General features: G+C 62.4%; 20 protein-coding genes and 3 pseudogenes. 8 read left to right on the top strand and 15 right to left on the bottom strand.

The window, feature by feature from the left end; genetic code table 11:
• The first annotated feature begins 14 nt into the window (after positions 1–14).
• Both recA and recX read left to right on the top strand, forming a co-directional pair.
• Positions 15–1,169 carry a recombinase RecA gene (gene recA / locus G7Y29_RS06545; protein WP_165002503.1) on the top strand — a complete coding sequence of 385 codons (1,155 nt, stop codon included), beginning with the start codon at positions 15–17 and terminating at the stop codon, positions 1,167–1,169.
• Between the two features lie 6 nt (positions 1,170–1,175).
• Positions 1,176–1,784 (top strand): recombination regulator RecX, encoded by a 609-nt coding sequence (recX, locus tag G7Y29_RS06540; protein WP_165002502.1) that lies wholly within the window; start codon positions 1,176–1,178, stop codon positions 1,782–1,784.
• Between the two features lie 46 nt (positions 1,785–1,830).
• Here recX and G7Y29_RS06535 read toward each other — a convergent pair whose 3' ends face one another.
• From G7Y29_RS06535 to gluA, 4 genes are read right to left on the bottom strand one after another with little or no spacing between them, the layout of a single operon-like run.
• A complete protein-coding gene (locus G7Y29_RS06535; protein WP_165002501.1) occupies positions 1,831–2,763 on the bottom strand; it encodes an amino acid ABC transporter permease in 933 nt (310 codons plus the stop codon).
• A complete protein-coding gene (gene gluC, locus G7Y29_RS06530) occupies positions 2,764–3,450 on the bottom strand; it encodes a glutamate ABC transporter permease GluC (RefSeq protein ID WP_165002500.1) in 687 nt (228 codons plus the stop codon). It lies immediately after the preceding gene.
• A 30-nt stretch (positions 3,451–3,480) separates the two neighbouring features.
• Positions 3,481–4,353, bottom strand: coding sequence for a glutamate ABC transporter substrate-binding protein (locus G7Y29_RS06525; protein ID WP_165002499.1), 873 nt, complete (start codon positions 4,351–4,353; stop codon positions 3,481–3,483).
• A 19-nt stretch (positions 4,354–4,372) separates the two neighbouring features.
• Entirely contained in the window at positions 4,373–5,101 is a 729-nt protein-coding gene (gene gluA / locus G7Y29_RS06520; protein WP_165002768.1) for a glutamate ABC transporter ATP-binding protein GluA, read from the bottom strand.
• Positions 5,102–5,257: 156 nt separating this feature from the next.
• On the opposite strand from gluA, the gene miaB reads away from it, so the two are divergent.
• From miaB to G7Y29_RS10860, 5 genes are all read left to right on the top strand, one after another.
• Complete coding sequence (miaB, locus tag G7Y29_RS06515; protein WP_165002498.1) at positions 5,258–6,775, top strand: tRNA (N6-isopentenyl adenosine(37)-C2)-methylthiotransferase MiaB; 1,518 nt, start codon at positions 5,258–5,260, stop codon at positions 6,773–6,775.
• A gap of 34 nt (positions 6,776–6,809) precedes the next feature.
• Positions 6,810–7,433, top strand: coding sequence for an Rv2732c family membrane protein (locus tag G7Y29_RS06510; protein ID WP_165002497.1), 624 nt, complete (start codon positions 6,810–6,812; stop codon positions 7,431–7,433).
• Positions 7,434–7,534: 101 nt separating this feature from the next.
• The gene (locus G7Y29_RS06505; protein ID WP_165002496.1) at positions 7,535–7,750 is read left to right on the top strand and encodes a helix-turn-helix domain-containing protein; all 216 of its coding nucleotides are present in this window, start codon (positions 7,535–7,537) and stop codon (positions 7,748–7,750) included.
• Positions 7,747–8,154, top strand: a complete 408-nt coding sequence (locus G7Y29_RS11015; protein WP_430393273.1) for a HipA N-terminal domain-containing protein — start codon at positions 7,747–7,749, stop codon at positions 8,152–8,154. Before G7Y29_RS06505 ends, G7Y29_RS11015 begins: the two co-directional genes overlap by 4 nt.
• 20 nt (positions 8,155–8,174) lie before the next feature.
• Positions 8,175–8,915, top strand: coding sequence for a type II toxin-antitoxin system HipA family toxin (locus G7Y29_RS10860; RefSeq protein ID WP_249399713.1), 741 nt, complete (start codon positions 8,175–8,177; stop codon positions 8,913–8,915).
• Here G7Y29_RS10860 and G7Y29_RS06495 read toward each other — a convergent pair.
• From G7Y29_RS06495 to G7Y29_RS06460, 9 genes and pseudogenes are all read right to left on the bottom strand, one after another.
• On the bottom strand, positions 8,912–10,120 hold the full coding sequence (locus G7Y29_RS06495) for a cation:proton antiporter (RefSeq protein ID WP_196820127.1): 1,209 nt from the start codon (positions 10,118–10,120) through the stop codon (positions 8,912–8,914). The two genes, G7Y29_RS10860 and G7Y29_RS06495, sit on opposite strands and share 4 nt — an antisense overlap.
• Positions 10,121–10,165: 45 nt before the next feature.
• Positions 10,166–10,405, bottom strand: coding sequence for a hypothetical protein (locus G7Y29_RS06490; RefSeq protein ID WP_196820126.1), 240 nt, complete (start codon positions 10,403–10,405; stop codon positions 10,166–10,168).
• Positions 10,406–10,528: 123 nt separating this feature from the next.
• Positions 10,529–11,196: pseudogene (locus G7Y29_RS06485) on the bottom strand (DDE-type integrase/transposase/recombinase); the annotation flags it as partial.
• Positions 11,197–11,220: 24 nt separating this feature from the next.
• Positions 11,221–11,514, bottom strand: coding sequence for a transposase (locus tag G7Y29_RS11010; protein WP_430393272.1), 294 nt, complete (start codon positions 11,512–11,514; stop codon positions 11,221–11,223).
• Positions 11,515–11,722: 208 nt separating this feature from the next.
• Positions 11,723–13,477: a polysaccharide deacetylase family protein gene (locus G7Y29_RS06480; RefSeq protein WP_165005144.1), complete on the bottom strand. Its 1,755-nt coding sequence runs from the start codon at positions 13,475–13,477 to the stop codon at positions 11,723–11,725.
• On the bottom strand, positions 13,474–13,992 hold the full coding sequence (locus tag G7Y29_RS06475; RefSeq protein WP_165005146.1) for a calcium-binding protein: 519 nt from the start codon (positions 13,990–13,992) through the stop codon (positions 13,474–13,476). Before G7Y29_RS06475 ends, G7Y29_RS06480 begins: the two co-directional genes overlap by 4 nt.
• A 134-nt stretch (positions 13,993–14,126) precedes the next feature.
• Positions 14,127–15,491: a glycosyltransferase family 2 protein gene (locus G7Y29_RS06470; protein WP_165005147.1), complete on the bottom strand. Its 1,365-nt coding sequence runs from the start codon at positions 15,489–15,491 to the stop codon at positions 14,127–14,129.
• Between the two features lie 682 nt (positions 15,492–16,173).
• Positions 16,174–16,476, bottom strand: a complete 303-nt coding sequence (locus G7Y29_RS06465; RefSeq protein WP_249399712.1) for a sortase — start codon at positions 16,474–16,476, stop codon at positions 16,174–16,176.
• A 51-nt stretch (positions 16,477–16,527) separates the two neighbouring features.
• A pseudogene (locus G7Y29_RS06460) lies at positions 16,528–16,800 on the bottom strand (integrase core domain-containing protein); the annotation flags it as partial.
• A gap of 50 nt (positions 16,801–16,850) precedes the next feature.
• Between G7Y29_RS06460 and G7Y29_RS06455 the strand changes: the two are divergent.
• Positions 16,851–18,076, top strand: a protein-coding gene (locus G7Y29_RS06455) for an IS3 family transposase (protein WP_196820124.1) whose coding sequence is annotated in 2 segments (ribosomal slippage) — positions 16,851–17,130 and positions 17,130–18,076 — 1,227 coding nt in all. Because the reading frame shifts where the segments join, the coding sequence is not laid out codon by codon here.
• Positions 18,077–18,106: 30 nt separating this feature from the next.
• On the opposite strand, the pseudogene G7Y29_RS10855 reads toward G7Y29_RS06455, so the two are convergent.
• Positions 18,107–19,087: pseudogene (locus G7Y29_RS10855) on the bottom strand (IS3 family transposase); the annotation flags it as partial.
• A gap of 111 nt (positions 19,088–19,198) precedes the next feature.
• Entirely contained in the window at positions 19,199–21,958 is a 2,760-nt protein-coding gene (locus tag G7Y29_RS06440) for a cation-translocating P-type ATPase (RefSeq protein ID WP_165005151.1), read from the bottom strand.
• Positions 21,959–22,146 lie beyond the last annotated feature (188 nt).

Below are 22,146 nucleotides of genomic sequence, written 5' to 3'. Positions count from 1 at the left end.
AGGGAGTACACACTATGGCAGCGAAGAAGAAGACGGCACCGGCTGCTGGCGGAGATCGCCAGAATGCGCTTGATGCCGCACTCGCGATGATTGAGAAGGACTTCGGCAAGGGTGCGATCATGCGCCTGGGCGAGGAAAACCGCCCGCCGATTCAGACCATTTCTTCCGGTAACACGGCTATTGACGTTGCCCTGGGAATCGGCGGCTGGCCGCGGGGACGCGTTGTGGAAATCTACGGCCCGGAATCTTCCGGCAAGACGACCGTGGCGCTGCACGCCATCGCGTCCGCGCAGCGCGCGGGCGGTATTGCCGCGTTCATCGACGCCGAGCACGCCCTCGACCCAGATTATGCCCGCAAGCTCGGTGTCGACACCGACAACCTCCTCGTCTCGCAGCCGGACACCGGCGAGCAGGCCCTCGAAATCGCTGACATGCTTGTGCGCTCGGGCGCGATTGACATTCTTGTTATCGACTCGGTCGCCGCGCTGACGCCGAAGGCCGAGATCGAAGGCGAGATGGGTGACTCCCACGTCGGCCTCCAAGCGCGCCTGATGTCGCAGGCGTTGCGCAAGATGACGGGTGCGTTGTACAACTCCAACACCACCGCGATCTTCATCAACCAGCTGCGCGAGAAGATCGGTGTCATGTTCGGCTCCCCGGAGACCACCACCGGCGGCAAGGCCCTGAAGTTCTACGCTTCCGTGCGTTGTGACGTACGCCGGATCCAGACGCTGAAGGACGGCCAAGATTCCATCGGCAACCGCACCAAGCTCAAGGTGGTGAAGAACAAGGTGTCCCCGCCGTTCAAGATCGCCGAGTTCGACATCATGTACGGCGAAGGCATCTCCCGAGAGTCCTCCATCATCGACATGGGCGTGGACAACGGGATCGTGAAAAAGTCCGGTTCCTGGTTCACCTACGAGGGTGACCAGTTGGGCCAGGGCAAGGAGAAGGCCCGTCTCTTCCTCAAGGACAACCCGGAGCTGTCCAACGAGATCGAGGACAAGATCTTTCAGAAGCTCGGCGTCGGCGCCTACGCGAATGCGAACAGCGACGAGCTGACCGACGACCCAGTGGACATGGTCCCCAACATCGACTTCGACGATGAAGACGACGACGGCACTGTGCTCGGCGCCTCCGACAGCAACCTGCTGCCGACCGAAGGCTAGGGTCTCGTGGCGGCTCCCGATCCGGAAAAGCTTGCCAAACTACAAGCAGCGCTGGAGGCCTACGAGGAAGGGGAGGGTGGCACTCTCTTCGACCGGTCTGAGGAAGAAGCGCTGGCGCCGGTGCGCCAGCGCGCCCTCGGGTTGCTGGACCAGAGGGCGCGCTCGAAGTCGGAGCTGCGTGGGCGGCTCATTGACGCTGACTTCGAACCATCTCTAGTGGACCGCGTCCTCAAGGACCTAGAGCGCACCGGCCTGCTCGACGATGCCGTGTTCGCCCGCGAGTGGGTCCGCCAGCGCGCCGCCCGCCGCGGCAAGTCCGCCCGCGCCCTCGACATGGAACTGCGCGACAAAGGCGTGGCGGAACCGCTGCGCCAGGAGGCGCTTTCCCAAATTTCCGCCGCAGACGAGGAAGCCGCTGCGCGCGCGGTGGCGGAGAAGAAAGCCCGCGAGGTCAAGGAGCCTCCGGCCGATCGGGCCGAGTACGACAAGTACCTGCGCCGTATCGTCGGGGTGATGGCGCGGCGCGGGTACGACTCTTCGCTGAGTCTGCGGCTGGGCCGGGAGGTCCTGGACACGCGGATCGCGGAGGTCGAGGCAGACGCGGCAACTCAGTGACCCGGTGATGTGCGTCTCAAACGCAGGGATTGTTCCGGTGCACACCTTAGGGCGCGGGCTGCACGCCCCCTGGTGTCTGGCTGTTGAGAGCCGCGCGGTGCGCGGGCACGACCCCCTCGTCAGGTTCCGCGGGAACCCGGGCAAAGGGGTTGCGGCGCGTTCGGCCGGCGCGTAGCTGCTTTTCGACACGGGTGGCCAGCACAGTAAGCGCATAGTTGATCGCGATCATGATGATGGCCACGACGATCAGCGACGGAATGTAGTTCTTGTTCGCCGACGCTGCCTGCGTGCCCGCGCGGACGACCTCAACGTAACCGATCTGGTAGCCCAGGGCGGAATCCTTTAGCGCGATGACCATCTGCGCAATAAGTGCGGGGAGCATGGCGGCGACGGATTGGGGCAGGAGTATCTTCCACATCGTCTGCCAGTGGCTCAGGCCTAAGGCGTGGGACGCTTCTGTCTGACCGCGGGGCAGGGAGCGGATGCCGGCACGCAGGATTTCCGCGATGACGGAACCGTTATACAGCGTCAGCGCGACAACCACCGCCCAGAACGCGAGCCCGCGCGGCGCGACGATGTCGAACACCGCGAAGAATTGGTACAGGAAGATCATGAGTAACAGCACCGGGATGGCGCGAAAGAACTCGATGAACGCAGCGCACAGCCACCGCACCGGCGCGGTGTCCGCCAGACGGCCCAGGCCGAAGACCACGCCGAAGACCAGAGCCAGCAGGATGCTCAGCGCCGCGGCTTTGATGGTGCCCCACAGGCCGGGCAGGATGTAGGTGCTCCACGTATTGGCCTGCAGGAACGGACTCCATTTTTCGGCCGTAAGCTGGCCGTTGTCGGCGAGGCGGGAGAGCACCCACCACGCGACGAGTGCGAGCACCACGAGCGTGACGGCGGTGTAGATCGTGTTCAGCCTGCGGGCGCGGGGACCCGGGGCGTCGTAAAGCACTGTTGCTTTGGCGTCGGACATTTAACGCTTCACCGCCAGACGTTCGGAAAGCCAGCCGAGGGCGAGGCCCATCGGCAGGGTGAGGATCATGAACCCGAGCGCGAACACGCCGAAGATGACGAAGAGCTGGTTCGCGTGCATCTCGATGGTGGACTTCATCAACAGAGACGCCTCGGCGACGCCGATCACGGAGGCGATGGTGGTGTTCTTCGTCAGCGCAATGAGCGTGTTGCCCAGCGGGATGACAGCTGCGCGCACGGCCTGCGGGAAGATAATCAGGGAGAAAATCTGGCCGAAGCCCAGTCCGAGCGAGCGCGCGGCCTCCGACTGGCCGAAGTGGACGGTGTTGATGCCGCTGCGCAGGGACTCCGCGACGAAGCAGGAGGTGTAGAGGATGAAGCCCAGCACCGCGAGCCGGAAGTTCTGGTCTGCGATGAACGTCGAGGACTCCCGGTTGGCCAGCTGGAGACCCAGGTTCTGATACAGACCGAACGAGCAAAACAGGACCACCAACGTCAGCGGGGTGTTGCGCACGGTATTGATGAAGAACCCGGAGGTCGCGCGCAGGATACCGACGGGGGAGACCCGCATGGCGGTGAGGATGGTGCCGAGGATCATGGCGCCGATGGCGGAGAACACCGTCAGTTTGATGGTGGTCCAAAACGCCGGCCACAGGTCAGGCAATAGGTCTGCCCACAGGGCTTCCATGGGGTCTCCTTCCGGTGGTGTAGAGGGGTGTTACTGCAGGAAGGACAGGTCGCCGACCTTGTCCTCGGAGACGCCGACACCACCCTCGAGGTTCTCATCGACGAACTTCTGGAAGGACCCGTCGGCGTACATCGCCTCGAGTGCCTTGTTCACGGCGTCGACGGCCTCGGTGTCGTCCTTGGTCACGCCGATGCCGTAGTGCTCGTTGGTGAACGGCTCACCGTCCTTCTCCAGTTCGACGATGGCGAAGTCGCCCGGGGACTGGGCGGAGTAGCCGCCGAGGATGGAGGAGTCGGTGGTCATCGCGTCGACGTTGCCGTTGCGCAGCGCTTCCACACACGACGAGTAGGTGTCGTACTCCTGCAGCTGGACACCGGGCAGGGCGTCCTTGACCTTCTGGGCGGGGGTGGATCCTGTGACCGAGCAGAGGATGCGGCCGTCGAGGCCCTCGAGGCCCGTGATGTCGTTCTCGTCGGCGCGCACCAGGAGGCCCTGGTGGGTGAGCAAGTAGGGCCCACCAAAGCTGACGGCCTCGGAGCGGGACTTGTTGATGGAGTAGGTCGCGCCGATGGCGGCGACCTCGCCGTTCTGGATTAAGGTCTCGCGCTGCGCGGAGGGGGTCTCGCGCCAGGTGATCTCCGGCTCCTCCCAGCCTTTGTCCGCGGCGATGGAGTTGACCACGTAGGTGAGGACGTCGACGTCGAGGCCGCTCATGGAGCCGTCGGCCTCGCGCAGGCCGAGGCCGGGCTGGTCGTACTTGGTGCCGAGGGTGACGTTGCCGGACTCGATCTGGGCGAGCAGGCCGTCACCGGCGCCGGAGCTCTCGCCACCGCAGGCGGTCAGGCTGGCGGCGGTGACAACCGCGAGGGCGGTGGCGGCAACGGAACGGAAGATGTTTTTCATGGGACTTCTCCTTGTGTAGTTAGTGGGGGAGGATCTTGCCCAGGAAGTCCCGGGCGCGCTCGGAGCGGGGGCGAGAGAAGAAGGACTCCGGGTCGGTGTCTTCGACGATCTCGCCGTCGGCCATGAACAAGATCCTGTCGGCGACCTTGCGGGCGAAGCCCATCTCGTGGGTGACTACAACCATGGTCATGCCGGTGGCGGCCAGCTCGGACATCACGTCGAGCACCTCGCCGACCATTTCGGGGTCGAGCGCGGAGGTGGGCTCGTCGAAAAGCATGACCTTCGGGTCCATGGCGAGCGCCCGCGCGATGGCGACGCGCTGTTGCTGGCCGCCGGAGAGCTGGGCGGGGTACTTGGTGGCCTGGTTGGCGATGCCGACGCGCTCCAGCAGCTCGCCGGCGCGGGCGTCGGCACTCGCCTTCTTCTCCTTGCGCACCTTCAGCGGGCCGAGTGTGACGTTGTCCTTGATGGTCAGGTGGGGGAAGAGGTTGAACTGCTGGAAGACCATGCCCACGTCGGCGCGCAGTTTCGCCAGGCCCTTGCCCTCCTTGGGGAGTGTTTTCCCGTCGATCTCGATCATTCCGGCGTCGATGGTTTCGAGGCGGTTGATCGTGCGACACAGGGTCGATTTGCCCGATCCGGAGGGGCCGAGGACGACGACAACCTGGCCGCGCGGGACCTCGAGGTTGATGTCCTTCAACGCGTGGAAGTCACCGAAATACTTCTCCACACCGCTCATCCGGATCATGAGCTGCGAATCCTGTGTCATGGGAAATAGTTTTACTAGAAATAGGAAAGTTTCGGGCCGGAATGGGGAAATACTTTCCGCGCGGCGCTTATCGACGCCCACTCGCCCCGCGCACGGGTTAGGGTTGCGCCCCGGAGGGCGATAGACTTGACGGCCGTGGTAACAAGTACGACCGAAAACACCCCCCGCACCTACGAGGTCCGCACCTTCGGCTGCCAGATGAACGTGCACGACTCCGAGCGCCTCTCCGGCATGCTCGAGGAAGCGGGCTACGTCGCGGCGGAGACCGGGGCGGAGCCGGACCTGGTGGTGTTTAACACCTGCGCGGTGCGCGACAACGCGGACCAGCGCCTCTACGGCTCGCTCGGCGCGCTGAAGAAGACCAAGGACAACCACCCCGGGATGCAGATCGCCGTCGGCGGGTGCCTGGCGCAGAAGGACCGCTCCACGGTGATTGAGAAGGCGCCGTGGGTGGACGCGGTGTTTGGCACCCACAACATCTCGGCGCTGCCGGCGCTGCTGGACCGCGCGCGCGTTAGCGAGGAGGCGCAGGTCGAGGTCGTCGAGGCCCTCGAGGTCTTCCCCTCGGTGCTGCCGGCCAAGCGCGAGTCCGCCTACGCCGGTTGGGTGTCGGTCTCCGTGGGCTGCAACAACACCTGCACGTTCTGTATCGTGCCGTCACTGCGTGGCAAGGAGCTCGACCGCCGCCCCGGTGACATCCTCGCCGAGGTTCAGGCGCTGGTGGATCAGGGTGTGTCCGAGGTGACGCTGTTGGGCCAGAACGTCAACGCCTACGGGGTGAACTTCGTCGACACGGACCTGGAGCGCGACCGTTCCGCGTTTTCCAAGCTGCTGCGCGCGTGCGGCAAGATCGAAGGCCTGGAGCGGGTGCGTTTTACCTCCCCGCACCCGGCGGAGTTCACCTCCGACGTGATCGATGCGATGGCCGAGACCCCGAACGTGTGCCCGCAGCTGCACATGCCGCTGCAGTCCGGCTCGGACAAGGTGCTCAAGGATATGCGCCGGTCCTACCGCTCGAAGAAGTTCCTCGGCATCCTCGACGAGGTGCGCGAGAAGCTGCCGCACGCGGCGATCACCACCGACATCATCGTCGGTTTCCCGGGCGAGACGGAACAGGACTTCCAGGCCACCCTCAACGTAGTAGAGAAGGCGCGGTTCACCTCGGCGTTCACGTTCCAATACTCGCCGCGCCCGGGAACTCCCGCCGCGACGATGGATAACCAGGTGCCCAAGGAAGTTGTCCAGGAGCGTTTCGGGCGCCTCGTGGCCCTGCAGGAGAGCATCAGTGCGGAGGAGAACGCGAAGCTGGTGGGCACCGAGGTGGAGCTGCTGGTGCAGGCTGCCGGTGGCAAGAAGAACGACGCCACCAAGCGCATGTCGGGCCGCGCCCGCGACGGCCGCCTCGTCCACTTCGCCGTCCACGGCGACACCGACCGCGAGGTGCGCCCCGGCGATTACGTCACGGCCACTGTCACGGATGCGAAGCCGCACTACTTGATCGCCGATTCCGGCATCACCGCGCACCGCCGCACCCAGGCGGGCGACAATTCGGAGGCGGGCCAGGTGCCCACCACCGCACCCGTGGGCGTGGGCCTGGGCCTGCCCGCGATCGGCCAGCCCGCCGCGGCGCCGGCCGCCGGCGGGTGCTGCTAGAGTCAAACGAAAGTTTGATGGAAAGGTGCCCGCCATGGACCAGTCACAGCAGCTCGCCGCCGAGGAGCGCAATGCAGCGTCGAAGGTCGACCTGACGGCCACCCGCTGGGCGCTGGTCGGGGCGGTGGTGCTCTACCTCGTTTCGCTGCTCCTCCCGTTCGCGGGCGGTGTCGCGGGATGGGAGGTACTCGCCCTCACCGACGCGGCTGCCGGGGTGCAGACGAAGCTGACGGAATACGCCTTCACCGTGCTGTCGTTTATCGGCGTCGGGGTGCTGACCTCGCTGGTGCTGGCGACCAAGCGCTTCGCCTTCGCCGCGGCGGGATGGATGCTCACCACGGTGTCGCTGTTCATCTCCATCCTGGCGATTTGGCTGCGCCGCACCAGCGCGGCGTTCGACGCCGGATACCACCACGGCCCGGGCATCTACCTGGCGATTCTCGCCGTCGGCATTGCGGTGTTCGCCTACATCCCGGTGGTGCTGCGTCGCAACGACGCCCAGGCCGAGATTGCCGCGCGCCGCGTGAAGCTCGAGGGGCAAGACAGTGTCGCGCTGGCGCAGCAGGCCGCCACGCGCAAGGCCGCGAGTGAGGAGAACCCGCTGCTTATCGACGACCGCCGCGCCCGCGCCGCGCAACGGCACCAGAAGTATCAATAACGCTGAGTCGAGGGCTCAAGAACCGGAAACATCTTGCCGATCGGGCGCTTTGAGGACAAAATCTTGTCCATATTGCACTCAATCGGAAGGATTGTGCCGAAATGCCAGCGTCTGACTGCGACATCGTGGCCGAGATCGGCGCCGGGATTCGCGCTATGCGCAAAGAATACATGCTGACGCAGCAGCAATTAGCGGAACTTGCTGGAATCTCAGACCGCACATTGCGCGACATTGAGAAGGGGAGCGGCAGCCCCAGCGTCGGGACGGTTGCCAAGGTGCTGGCAACACTGGGCCTGAATCTTGAGGTGCGGAAATGAAGCCCCGTGACCAGCTTCGCTACATCGACCGCGCCGACGTGTATAAGGCGGGAACGCTCGCAGCAGAGTTAGAGCGCGAGGACTCCGGCGAAGTTCAGTTCGCTTACCTGCCCTCATACGAGGGAGAGCCGATTGCCTTCACATTGCCCCTGGGCACGACCTTGCGGGGTGCTGGCTTGCCATCCTTCTTCGCCGGGTTGCTTCCAGAAGGCCACCGTTTAACCGTTCTGAAGCGAAGCATGAAAACCTCGCCGGACGATGAGCTCACCCAACGGTGGGGGTTGGTAGCGATCTCCCCGGCGATGTTCAGGTGGTCCCGCGCGGGCAGCAGCCGCGTACGCCGGAGGCGCTCATTACCTCTGACACGGACAGCGTCGACTTCCGAGTTATCACCGAAAGCGTAGATTCGCACAGCATTCCTGGGGTGCAGAGCAAAGCTTCTGCGTCGATGGTGAACATGCCGGTGGCGAGCGCACGCGAGCAGGCGGTCTTGAAAATTGACCCGCCGGACCACCCGCATCTGGTGGTCAATGAGGCCCTGCACCTTGCCCATGCGAAGGCCTTGAAAATCCCCGTTGCTCAGGCCCGCACGGTGGTGGATCAGCACGGGGTAGTGGGTTTGTGGGTGACCAGATTCGACCGGGTGAGTACCAATGGGTCCTTCACAAAGCTAGCTATGGCGGATGGTGCTCAGGTGGTGGGTGTCCTACCTGGGCGGAAATATACTCTGGACACCGAGACTGTGGTCAACGCTCTGGAGCAGCACTGTGCGTCGCCTCTGGTTGCGGCCCGGAACCTTTACCTACAATTTCTTTTCGCGTGGCTGTCTGGCAATGGTGACCTTCACGCAAAGAACATTTCGATTCTGCGTGACCTGCAGGGCCGATGGAACGTTGCCCCGATATACGACATCCCGTGCACGATGCTCTACCGCGACATGTCGATGGCCCTGCCAATTGCAGGCGGAGACAAAGGTCTATCCCGAAGGCACTGGCTGGAACTAGCTGACTCTATCGGCTTGCCTCAGGCAGTTGCCAGCAGCGCGATCGAGCAGGCGTTACGGGCCGCGTCTGCGGTCGATCTCGGCACGTTGCCGTTTGCGGGATCCCCGCTCAGAGGGGCAGAACGGGAGCTGCGCATCCGCCGTTCGAAGATCGAAGGCTAGGCATTGTTGCTTTGCGACGCCACCACGCGCGCCAGCAGCGGGTAGGCCGCGACGGTGAGCGCGCCACCGGCGACGAAGATGGAGGCCGTCTCCTGATCGAGCAGGCCCGCAGATTGCGCGAGTGATGTCACCGCGACGATGATCGGCAACCCGGTGGCCGCGTAGAGGGCGACCTGGAGGCGCTCGAGAACCGCAAGCTTCTCGTCGTCGCGGTGGCTGTTCTCCCGCAGGAAGACCGGCAGGCCGCGGGTGATCAGGATGATGAGTGGAACGGCGATGACTGCGAGGGCGTTGTCGCGGATAACCTGCCAGTTGATCTCCATGCCGGAGGCGACGAAGAAGACCGGGATGAGCATGGAGTAGAACAGCACGTTGAGTGCCTTCTCTAGGTCGTCGTGGATCTCGTTCGGTGCGACGGCGTTGAGGATGAAGCCGGCGGCGAAGGCACCGAGCACGACGTCGAGCTCGAAGACGGCGGTAACGGCCATGAGCACTGCGAGGATGAGCACGATCAGGCGCAGGACGGTCTGGTTGGTCTCGCCGTAGCCGGCGAGGAAGGCCTTGTGCACCCACGGCATCAGTGTGACGATCGCCCGCGGCATGATTCCCACGAGCACCGCGATGACCACGAAGACGAGCAGGATGATGGCTGTGGCTAGGGTCGACCGGGTGCTGAGCAGCAGCGCCATCGCGGCGATCGGGGCGACTTCGCCGACGGCGCCGTGGATCATCACGGACCGGCCAATTTTCGAGTCTTCTAAACCCTGCTGCTTGAGCACGGGCATGACGGTGCCTAAGGCGGTGGAGGTCAGCGCGATGCCGACGACGAGGGCGAGGGGGGCGTCGCGAAGTAGAAGCCATGCGCCGCCGGTGCTGAGCACCAGGCAGAACACCCAGGTGACAAGCGAGCTGCCCGCCTGGCGCGAGCGCAGGCTCGAGCGGTCGATTTCGAACCCGGCGAGCAGGAATAGGGCGCCGACGCCGAGCTCTTTGAGCAGGGTGATGCCACCGTCGAATCCGGCGAGTCCCCACACCGAGGGGCCGATGAGCATGCCGAACAATAGGAATAGCGCCACGGATGGCACGTAACCGCGCGTGAGCTGGGAGATAATCGGCGCGAGCAGCGCGGCCGCCATGATCCAGGCGAAGCTGACCAGCGCGGAGGTCTGGTCGAACTCACCTGCGGCGAGGACGAGCGTATCCATGAGGCTCAAGGGTACGCCCGGGCCAGCGGGGGTGTGCGGTAAGCGTTAGTGAGACCGTCGGCCGTCCTGCGATATCGACTGAGCCCACGCGGCAGCCACACCCGCGACCCCGAGGAGCACACCCGCCGGTACCAGCAGAATTCCGAGGTTGATAATGGGCAGCTCCGTGTTGGCGCGAAACTCTTCAATCCACCCGACTATGCCGAAACCCCACCCCACGGCGGTGAGGATGGCAGAGATAGCAAAGATGAGTGCGGAACCGCTGCTGCGCTCCTCCGAACGCACCGCGGTGGCGACGAACCAGGCGCTGGCCAGGCAGGCGATGATGCCTAGTCCGATTGCCAGGGTGAGCCAGCCTCGCAGGGGGAGGGAGGGCCCTAACCCCGGAAAGTGGACACGGGGATTTAATCAAGATGCGATAGTAAGTGTAGCTGATTCGGCGGTTTCAAAGGCGTTCGGCGAGCGGTAGCCACACCACGAGTGCAACCGTTGGGTGTTGTACCGGATGCACCACTGGAACACGTCCCGGCGACACACCAGCTGACTGGCGACACACCAGCTGACTGGCGAAAACAGGCTCGTCCTTGAGGACTTCCCGCTTCAACGAGGCGTTGAACGACTCCGCCAACGAGTTGTCCGCGCTCGTCCCGATCGTACCCATCGACTGGGTGACACCGAACCGCTCACATAACCTCCGGTACTGCTCAGAGGTATAGACACTGCCGTGATCCGAGTGAAAAATCGCCCCGTCAAGGCTACCTCGGACCCCGTGAGCCATCGTGAGGGCTTCTTCGACCAACTCGGTGCGCATGTGGTCGGCGATCGCGACGGTCACTATTGCCCCGGTCGTTGGCGGGATCGGCGTTGATGGCCGCAGTCACACGTTTCGCCCCGTAACAGCCGTTCTCGGCCGTGAACACGGCCTTGATCCTCGCTCCCAGCGCCGCGTCAGCGACGAGGCGTCGCCGGCGGGCAGGAGCAGCAGATTTCCATTTGTAATACGAGGACCGGCTGACCTTCAGGACCTCACATAACCGCTTGACCTCGTAGAAGTCTCGGTGGTCATCAACGAACTGAAAGCGGTTCACCAGTTCGTCTCTTTAAGCGAAATATTTGGCCGCCTTGCGCAGGATCTCTCGTTCCTCCCGGAGCTTGACGTTCTCGCGTTCCAACACGCGGATCCGCTCGGCATCGGAGAGTCCTTCAGCCGGGGAGCGTTCGCTGTTGGCTGCGGCGATCGGGCTGGCGACTTTTTCACCGTGGGCGTTGGTTTTGGTGCCGGTGCCGAAGGCGTCGAGCCAGGTGCGCAGGGAGTTGCGGTTGACCCCGAGATCGGAGGCGATCGCGTTGATCGTGGCTCCGGGGGTCGACTCGTACAACGACACTTCCGTCACGCTTGAACTGCTCGGTGTAGGTCTTGCGTGGCATGGTGGAAAGGTACCTCACTTTCCCAGCGAGATGCTGGTTTCAGCGTGTCCACCACCAAGGGGTCAGGTCCGAATGCTCCTTGGAAGCAACCAAACCACCGCATACGCGGGCTGGTGTTGTGAGTACATTTCTCCGCGCCCGACGCTAGCACGCATCTCCTGCGGTACGCAGTGGCTATAGCTGCGTCGCTGGAACGAACTCATATCCGAGGCCCTGAATACCGTCGACGGTCTGCTCCAGAAGCGCCGGGTCGAGGAACGGGTGGAAGAAAAAGCTTGCTGTCGATTCCCGCACAACCAGGTTGCGGTCCGCGCTGGCCACAATTTCCTCCGGAGAGCGCGGAGGGTGGTTGTTAATCTGTTCGAGACTGACGTTGCCCAAGTTCTCGGGCAACACCCTTGAACCATAAATGTCGAAGACCGTGTACGGGAAAATCTGAACAATCGACTTGTCGAGGCTCATAGGCGAGCCTGACACATACCCGCCGTAGTACGTTCCAGCTTCGTACCGGGTGTCATAGACACGGCGGATTGCTTCGTAGGCGTTAGGTGTGGCGCCGTAGTGAGGAACTTCGAAGCCAATCGGCTCACCCAACCCTGCCTTCACTAGCAGATCGCGACCAGCGCGCACCCGACGTTCTTGCTCATCCACCGTGTCATTGCCGACCGGGCCGGTAAGGACAACCCACGAGTCCTTCTCGCATTTCTCGAATTTGTATGGTTTGTACGGCTCAGAGCTACACTGCGCTCGAACGAACTCGAAATCTTCACCCGAACGCGAATTAACGTAGGGGTTTTCGCGGGATGCGAACTGGTGCGTCGTGCCGTGTTGGACCACCTGTCCCCCACGCTCCTGCATGTATTTAATGGCGCTTACCACCTCCGGCTTGTCCAGGAGGGAGATGCCTACAAAGCGGTCGTCCGTTCGATCTGAATAACGCTCCGATATGTAGTAGGGGATCACCGCAATCTGGAAAGGGATGCCACGGGCGTGGAGGAGATCCGCCACCTTGCGTAATTGCTGGGGATCCGCCATAGGTCCTACATCTTCGAGTCGCACTGCCGCTTTGTGCGCTGCTGGGGTATCTGGTGCTAGAAGGTCGTAAAAAAGATCAGCGAAGGCGATGGCTTGCGTGTTCTCGCCAATTCCAGCGAAAGGGAAGTCGGAGACGTAGGTGAGGTTGCGCGAACGGACAGCCCACGGCACACCTTCGGGTCCGCTGCCTGGGCACACAACAGGTTGGGTAATTGACCCGCAAAACCCAGAGCCCAGAACTTCAACTGCTTGTGGGTCGCGGATCTCGGGGACACGCATAGAGGACGCCGATGAGGACCTCTCGAGGTTTTTCCCCTTGTAGGTAACCACTCGTACATCATCGCGTGGAGCTTTTCCCTCCCCCGCGGGTTCCCATCCGAAACTCTCCGCAAATATGCCGTCCCCGTAGAGAGATTCCACCCCGGCACCCACCCACATCACCTTGGTGTCGGTCGTTTCAATGTCGTTGACGAACTGTGGTGGCAAGTGATTTGAGAGTCCTTCTCCCACATACACCACACCTGTATACTGACCAATCGAACCGGGCGCGTATTGAGAGACGGGCTTTACCTGCACTCTTCCGAAGTGCGAGGCGAGGTTTGCAGCGGCGATCGCTTCGACTTCACTGTCTGCGGATCCATCTTCGAAAAGCATCAGTGACGAGGCGGTACCCTGTGGGTTTCCGAAAACCTCAGCGGGGGGACGACCCGTCACCGCATTGGTGTCCGGTCCCTCAGCGTCAACGGTACGCACGAACTCGTTGACGAGAGGGGACGACTCGCCGGGAACGAGAGTGTCATCGACGGCCCCGAAGAGGAGCGCTCCTGAAGCAACGACGCTGGTCACCGCGACCGTAGCGAGGAGACCGTTCAACCCGCGCCGAGAAGATGTCATCGAACCACCTCGAAATTGGAAAACCGGACGCGTGCATCCTCCGTGTACATTGCGATGGATCCACCCTCGTAGGGCCGTTCCTGATCCGTGAATTCACCTAAAAAGTTACCGTCAGCCCACACGCTCATGGTATGGCCCGAATGGCGCACCCTTACTAGGTGGTCTTGATTGAGGGGGAACGTGTAGTTCTCTCCGCTGAGCAAGAAACGTTGGTTACCGGGGTAAGCGGGGTCCTGTTTAGAGATCTCCCAGCCGTTCGGTTTGAGCGCCACCGCGTAGAAGCGCTCGTCGTTCTCATAATTCCACAACACCCAGCCCACCTCCCAAGGGTTTGGCGCACCGCTACGTACTTGGGCCTCAGTATGGACCGTCAGCTCAAACTCGACAACGTTGCCAAATACCTCCGTAGTCCTGACCAGCGCGGCGTGAGTCGCATCGAGGTGCGACGCGGCATTCGGCTCGAGAACCACTTCATGTGCATTTCCGGTTACTTTTCCGTAGCCGTTGTAGACCACCTGCCACTGACCGTACTGGCCTCCTTGGGCCCATTCTCTATGGGACGCTCCACGTGAACCCTGCAATGAACTCAACCCTAACAATCCGCCGACAAGGACTAGGACAACAGCAACAATGCTGAGTTTTCTCAACCTCATCTCTCCGATATAGCACAGGCGTCGACTACTGAGCTGTCGTTTTGAGATGCACGAGGTAGCTCCGCCATAATGGCGCTCTCGACCTCACTAGGGCTTTCCTGAATGCGCTCCGTTTTGGCCCATCCACGCCGGCCCAGCATGATGTTTATTATCGCTTTGCCGCCCGCAATTGACCACAGAAGGGAATATGCGACATATAAGTGCGCAAGGCCCGCGGCGCGAAGCGGACTCATTCCGGGCTCCGACTGCGAGTAGATCAACCCAAGGATGATCATAGGGATGAAGGCAAGTAAGTATGCGCCGAGCCAGTACAGGTGGAATCCTTGATGCCCCGTGGGGATGGCCAACACTTGCCCGAGCGCCGTGAGCAGCATCGCTACGGTGAAAAATGCGCCCGTGATTACTAGCGCTGGGCTGGTTAGGTGGTAGAACAGGTCTACGCGCTGTATGCCCTTGAGTGATGTCAGCACGTCTCCGACGAGTGACCACGACTGAAGGTGCCCTTGGAACCATCGTGCGCGCTGCCGGATCCAGCGCTGTAGACTGACTAGCCCCTGCTGGTGAACGGCGGCCTGTGGGCAGAAGTCAAGTCGGTAGCCATTGATAAGCGTGCGTACACCGAGATCGAGGTCCTCTGTCAGCGATTGCGACCACGGCTTTTGGCCAAGAGTTTGCAGAGTAGAGAGGCGCACGAATTGTCCGTTTCCTCCGAGCCCAGGAGTGCGCAAGCGCACCCGTGCGCGCTGGTACACCTCGGTGTAGAGAACAAACTCCATGTCCTGCATACGGGCGAGGAGGCTGTCTGCTCGGTTGTTGATTCTTACCCCGATTTGCACGCCTCCCAACACGGGATCTTCGAAGGCGGGAACCACGTAACGTAGTGACTCGGGTTCCATCCGCCCGTCCGCATCGACCACGACGACGATCACGTTGTCAGTGTCGGTGACGTCGCATAGGTTGCCGTCAAGAATGTGGCTAAACGCGGCATTAAGCGCTTCCCCTTTACCCAGCCGCGCGTTCGGCAATTGCCTCTGCAACAGGTGGACCTGCGGAGAATCCACACTGCGCACGATTCCCGCCGTGTTGTCGTCCGAACCGTCGTCAATGACGAGGATGTGTTTGTCGGGGTAATTCATGGCCAAAAGGCGACGGAGGCTGGCTTCGATGACCGCCTCCTCGTTGAGGCACGGAAGAACGAAGATTACCGATGGGTCCCCTGGCTGGTAGTCCCGTGGTTTCCACACTTTCTGGCGCGTTCTTGACAGCCAGATCATAAAGAACATGTAGCTAAGACCAACGGCAATAGCCAGAACAGCTATGACGAAGATGAGGTCGACTACGTGACCATTAATCAGAATCATTACCGTATCCGCCTAGTATGCGCGCGGGTGCCGAATTCGCAGTCGCGGGAGGAGATGAGGTGTGCGAATAGCCTTGACCACTGCCTTGCGGGCAGGCACCGGCGTGGGCTTGGGCATAACCGACGTCAACACGAGGGATACCGAGAACATTAAAAGGTAGGCGACGAAGAGAAAACATCCGACTCGCATGAGGACTCGGGCAGCTGCTAACACTGAAGCTGACAACAGGCCGAGAGTTCCGACTACTGACATGAAAACCCTCCAAGGGTGGGAAGCGACATTGCCCGGGCATACCGCTGACCTTTCCCGCATTTCTTTGGTGACATTAGGCAGAGCGAATTTCCCGGTATGTTTTCCCGTTCGGCGTGAGAAAACAGAAAGGAATGAGATATATGTCTACACCGGAGCGTCGTTGGTGACAAATCACCAAAGCGCGCAGCATGTCTGAGCGGGCCGCGCAGTTTTGATTCGATCCCATTTGGCAGAACGACGTTCGAAAACACTCCGCAGATTGCACCCTCCACACGCGGTGCTTTGAGCCGCCGGAGGATGGCTGGAACCTTGTTCAGATTCGCCAGTGACACAGCCTTCTTCAGGCCGCGGGCAATGGGGGCGTTAATACCCCAGGGCGAGATCAAATGGAGTTTGAGCGCGGGCTCGCCGTCACGCCGCCCCCTAACACCTACGCAGCGTGGCGACCAGCAGACCCCGAAGCCCGAACCCGCCGCCGCAGCGCCCGCACCAGGATCACCAGCAAAACCCCGAGCACCAGCACGCACACCGCAATCATCCACCAGGACCAGCCCCACCCGGAAACCTCAGGTTCGGGCGCGTCGGGGTCGAGCGGCACGCGCTGCGCGTGGACGAGCAACCGGTCGGTGTTGATGCCGTACGGGGTGCAGGTGATGAGGGTGATTTTGTCCTTGCCGGGTTCGTAGGTGACGCGGTCGTATTGCTCGGGTTTGACTACTTCCCTGCTGGTCATCTGGTAGCGCAGGCGGGGCCCTAACCCCGGAAAGTGGACACGGGGATTTAATCAAGATGCGATAGTAAGTGTAGCTGATTCGGCGGTTTCAAAGGCGTTCGGCGAGCGGTAGCCACACCACGAGTGCAACCGTTGGGTGTTGTACCGGATGCACCACTGGAACACGTCCCGGCGACACACGAGCTGACTGGCGAAAACAGGCTCGTCCTTGAGGACTTCCCGCTTCAACGAGGCGTTGAACGACTCCGCCAACGAGTTGTCCGCGCTCGTCCCGATCGTACCCATCGACTGGGTGACACCGAACCGCTCACATAACCTCCGGTACTGAAGCGTCCTGGGTTTAGTTCCTACCTCAGCTAAGGAAGGATTGAACTATGCCTAGAAAGTATTCCGTCGAGTTCAAGGAGAAGGCGGTCCATCAGATCATCGAAATGGTCCGCCTGGAGTCTTGCTCACTGCAACGCGCCTACACGGAGGTCGGTGAGCTGCTTGGTGTATCCCACCACACGTTGCGGGCTTGGTACCGTGACAGCGCTTCAGTACGCGATAATTCTGACGCTTCAGGCGGCGAAACAATGGAAGAAGAACTCAGGCGTCTGCGTCGTGAAAACCGCGAACTGAAACGAGCAAACGGGATTCTTAAGACAGCTTCGGCTTTTTTCGCGGCGGAACTCGACCGACCCACGACCAAATGATCTCCTACATCGACGCGTACAAAGATCAATTTGGGGTCGAGGCCATCTGCAGAGTTCTAAAACAGGCAGATCGTGGATTCATCACCTCTCGTGGCTACCGCAAGGCGACCACTCGTGTTCCCAGTGCAAGGGCCTTAAGCGATAGCCTGCTCATCCCAGAGATACAGCGTGTGCATGCGGAGAATTTCTCGGTCTACGGCATCCGCAAAATGTGGCACGCGATGAACCGTGAAGGCGTTCATATTGGTCGCGACAAGACCGCACGTCTGATGAAACTCGCAGGCGTTTCTGGCCGCAGACGTGGGCGAATCCCACTAACTACGATCAGCCCGAAGACACCGGATCATCGCCCGGACCTTGTGCGCCGAAACTTCCGTGCGCAGGCACCAGGCAGGCTTTGGGTTGCCGACATTACCTACGTTCGCACCCTGTCAGGATTCGCTTATACAGCGTTTGTCGTGGATGTATTCAGCCGAAAAATTGTTGGTGTCGCTACACGCTCGACAATGCGCACCAACGCGCTGCCGATGGAGGCTTTGGAGCATGCGTTAACGACTGCAGGGCGAATCCATGGAAACCAGCTAATTCACCACAGCGATCGGGGCAGCCAGTATGTGTCACTGAAGTATTCCACTGCGCTAGCTGAGTCAGGAATCCGCCCGAGTGTGGGAACAGTCGGCGATTCTTACGACAATGCACTAGCCGAAACAGTCAACGGTCTCTACAAGGCTGAACTGATTCATGCCCAGGGCCCGTGGACGTCGGTCGGAGAAGTCGAACTGGCCACCTTGCGGTGGGTGCATTGGTGGAACACTAAGCGACTTCACGAAGCATTGGACTACGCCACCCCACAGGAAGTAGAAACCGAGTACTATCTCACCGAGCCCATCAACACAGGGCCGTAAAAGAAGCGGAACTAAACCCAGGACGCTTCAGTACTGCTCAGAGGTATAGACACTGCCGTGATCCGAGTGAAAAATCGCCCCGTCAAGGCTACCTCGGACCCCGTGAGCCATCGTGAGGGCTTCTTCGACCAACTCGGTGCGCATGTGGTCGGCGATCGCGAAACCGGTCAACTGCCGCGAATAGCAGTCGATGACCGTGGCCAGGTACATATTCGACCCGTCCGCGATCGGCAGGTACGTGATATCGCCGACGTAGACCTTGTTCGGTTTCTCCGCGGTGAACCGGCGTTTCAGAAGGTCAGGGAATTTAGGCGCACGTTTCGCGGACACGGTGGTCTTCACCCGGCGTTTCCTGGTGTAGCCGAAAAGGCCCATCTGCCGCATCAACCTGGCAGTGTGCTTGTGATTGAGACGGTCACTATTGCCCCGGTCGTTGGCGGGATCGGCGTTGATGGCCGCAGTCACACGTTTCGCCCCGTAACAGCCGTTCTCGGCCGTGAACACGGCCTTGATCCTCGCTCCCAGCGCCGCGTCAGCGACGAGGCGTCGCCGGCGGGCAGGAGCAGCAGATTTCCATTTGTAATACGAGGACCGGCTGACCTTCAGGACCTCACATAACCGCTTGACCTCGTAGAAGTCTCGGTGGTCATCAACGAACTGAAAGCGGTTCACCAGTTCGTCTCTTTAAGCGAAATATTTGGCCGCCTTGCGCAGGATCTCTCGTTCCTCCCGGAGCTTGACGTTCTCGCGTTCCAACACGCGGATCCGCTCGGCATCGGAGAGTCCTTCAGCCGGGGAGCGTTCGCTGTTGGCTGCGGCGATCGGGCTGGCGACTTTTTCACCGTGGGCGTTGGTTTTGGTGCCGGTGCCGAAGGCGTCGAGCCAGGTGCGCAGGGAGTTGCGGTTGACCCCGAGATCGGAGGCGATCGCGTTGATCGTGGCTCCGGGGGTCGACTCGTACAACGACACTGCGTCACGCTTGAACTGCTCGGTGTAGGTCTTGCGTGGCATGGTGGAAAGGTACCTCACTTTCCCAGCGAGATGCTGGTTTCAGCGTGTCCACCACCAAGGGGTCAGGTCCGGGAGAGCGCCACCTCGTCGCGCCACGCCATGCCGGCGCCTCTACCTCGACAGACCGCGGCGCGCCAGCTTCGCCAACTCCTCGGCCCACAGCACCACGGAGGCCATGGCGACGGCCACCGCCCACTGCTTCCAGTGAAGCGCTGCGGTGCCGAACGCCACCTGCATAAACGGCAGGTGGACGACGGCGATCTGCAGGACCACGGCCAGCGCGATCGCCGCCCAGAGCCAGTGGTTGGCACCGAAGTTGCGGAACGCGGAGTGCGTGGCCGAGCGGGAGTTCAGGGCGTTGAACAGCTGGGCGAACACGAGGGTGGTAAAGCCGACGGTGCGGGCGACGTCCAGATTCTCCGCGTGGAGTGTGAACAGGCCCCCAGGCAGGAACATGTCGATGGACAGGAGGGTGACCGCGCCCATGATCGACCCGATGAAGATGATGCGCCACCACATGTCGCGGTCGATGATCGGCGAGGAGGGGTCGCGTGGCGGCCGGGCCATGAGGTCGCCGTCCGCCGGGTCGACACCCATTGCCAGGGCGGGTCCGGAGTCCGTAACCAGGTTGACCCACAGGATTTGTGTGGCCAGCAGCGGCACGGCGAGGCCCTCGGCGGAGCCGGAGAGTCCGATGACGCCCGCGAGAACGACGCCGAAGAACACCGTGATGACTTCGCCCATGTTGGAGGACAGCAGGAAGCGGAGAAATTTGCGGATGTTGTCGTAGATTTCGCGGCCCTGGCGCACGGCGGAGATGATGGTGGCGTAGTTGTCGTCGGCAAGGATCATCTTGCCCGCCTCCTTGGTCACCTCCGTGCTCGTGATGCCCATGGCCACGCCGATGTCGGCGGATTTGAGCGCCGGAGCGTCGTTCACGCCGTCGCCGGTCATGGCGACGATGTGCCCGTCGTCCTGCAGTGCGTCGATGATGCGGAGCTTGTGCTCGGGTGTGACGCGGGCGTAGACGTTGACCCCGCGGACGGCGTCGCGGAGCTGCTCGTGGTCGAGCGCCTCGATCTCGTCGCCGGTGAGAGCGCCTGTTTCGTGCTCGACGACGCCGAGGTCTGAGCCGATCTTCGCCGCCGTACGCGGGTGATCGCCCGTGATCATCATCGTGCGGATTCCCGCGGAGTGCGCTTGGGCGATCGCCTCGGTCGCCTCCTCGCGCGGGGGGTCGATGATACCGACGACGCCGGCGAATACCAGGTCGGATTCGTCGTCCTCGGTGAGGTTGTGGGCGGGCGCGTCGAGGAGGCGGTAGGCCACCCCGAGGGTGCGGTATCCCTCGCCGCTGAGGCGCTCGACGGCGTCCAGCAGCTCGTCGCGCGCGGCACCGTCGAGCTCGATTTCGTGCGCTCCCACGCGCCGCTTCGTGCAGCGCGACAGGAGGACATCGGGCGCGCCCTTGGTCACCAGCACCTCTCCGGCGACGGCGTCCCGGCCGGCGACCGACATGAGCTTTCGTTCTGAGGAAAAGGGGACCTCGGCGTGGCGCTCGAACTGCTTGGTGCGGGCGGCGATCCCGTCGATCTTGTGCTGTGCGACGAGGAACGCCGCCTCGGTGGGGTCGCCCTCGATGGTCCAGGGCGCGGCGTCGCTAAGCTGCGCGTTGTTGGCGATGGCGCCGCCGGCGATGACGAGGCGGGCCTCCTCGAGCTGCTGCTCATCCGGGCTGCCTTCGACGTGGCCATCAGGGGCGTAGCCGATGCCGGTGAGGTTGATGGTGCCGGAGCTGGTCATCACCGTGCGCAGCGTCATCTCATTCCGGGTGAGCGTGCCGGTCTTATCCGAGGCGATCACGGAGGCGGCGCCGAGGGTTTCCACCGAGTGCAGGTCTTTCATCACCGCGTTGCGCTTGGCCATGGATTGAACGCCCATGGCGAGTACGAGGGAGAGGATGGCGGGCAGGCCTTCGGGCACGGCGGCGACGGCGAGCGAGACGCCGAGCAGAAGGATCTCGATGGCGTCGGAGGCATTCGATACGTCACTGAGGGCGAACAGGGCGCCCATGACGACGACGGCGATTCCGATGACGAGCAGCCCCAGCATCCTGGAGACCTTCTCGATCTCCTTGTCCAGCGGCGAGGCGCTGCGCTCGGTGGAATCGAGCATGTCGGCGATCGAACCCATCTGGGTGTCCATGCCGGTCGCCGTGACCACGGCCCGGCCCACACCGTGGACAACGGCGGTGCCCTTGTGCACCATGTTGCGCCGGTCGCCCACGCCGACGAGGTCCGTGATGGTGGCGGGGTCTTTCTCGGCCGCCTCCGACTCGCCGGTCAGTGACGATTCCTGAACGCGCAGGTTGGTGGACTCCACCAGGCGGGCGTCGGCGCCCACCGAGTCGCCCTCGCTAAGTACGAGGAGGTCCCCGGGAACGAGCTGGTCGGAGGGGATGGTCGCGAGGCGGCCGTCGCGAAGCACGGTGGAGGTGGCGGCCGTCATCGCGGACAGAGCGGCGACGGCGCCCTCGGCCTTGTTCTCCTGGGCGAGTCCGATCAGCGCGTTGGCGATGACGATGGCGGCGATGACGATCGCGTCGACGGGCACTCCGCTGGCGCCCTCAATGAACCACGCGAGAACGGAGATCGCCATGGCGACGAGCAGGAGGTAGACCAGCGGGTCCTGAAATTGGCGCAGGATCCTGCGCCACAGCGGCACCGGTGGCTTTTGGCGGAGCTGGTTGGGGCCGTAGCGCTCGAGCCGGGCGAGGGCGTCACCGCCTTCCAGCCCGTGGTCGATATCGGCCTGAAACGTGCGGCTGATCTCTTCCGCATCACACTGGCTGGGGTGTAGGTCGACTGCCATTGCTCGATCCCATTGAGAAGTGAAATAGATAGAAGGGGAGCGCGTACTGCGAGGGCCGCGCCCCAGTGCGGGGAAGATATTACCAGAGGGCGCGGGGGACTTCAGCGTGATTGTGGGCTGGTGGCGCGGTTTGAGGGCCCCACCGATCGTGGGGTAGGAGAACCACGCCCGACAGGGGCTATTTCGAG

This window comes from Corynebacterium qintianiae (assembly GCF_011038645.2).
Classification (GTDB): Bacteria; Actinomycetota; Actinomycetes; order Mycobacteriales; family Mycobacteriaceae; genus Corynebacterium; species Corynebacterium qintianiae.
The sequence above is the reverse complement of the archived record's forward strand: the minus strand, read 5'-3'. Positions and strand labels throughout refer to the sequence as shown.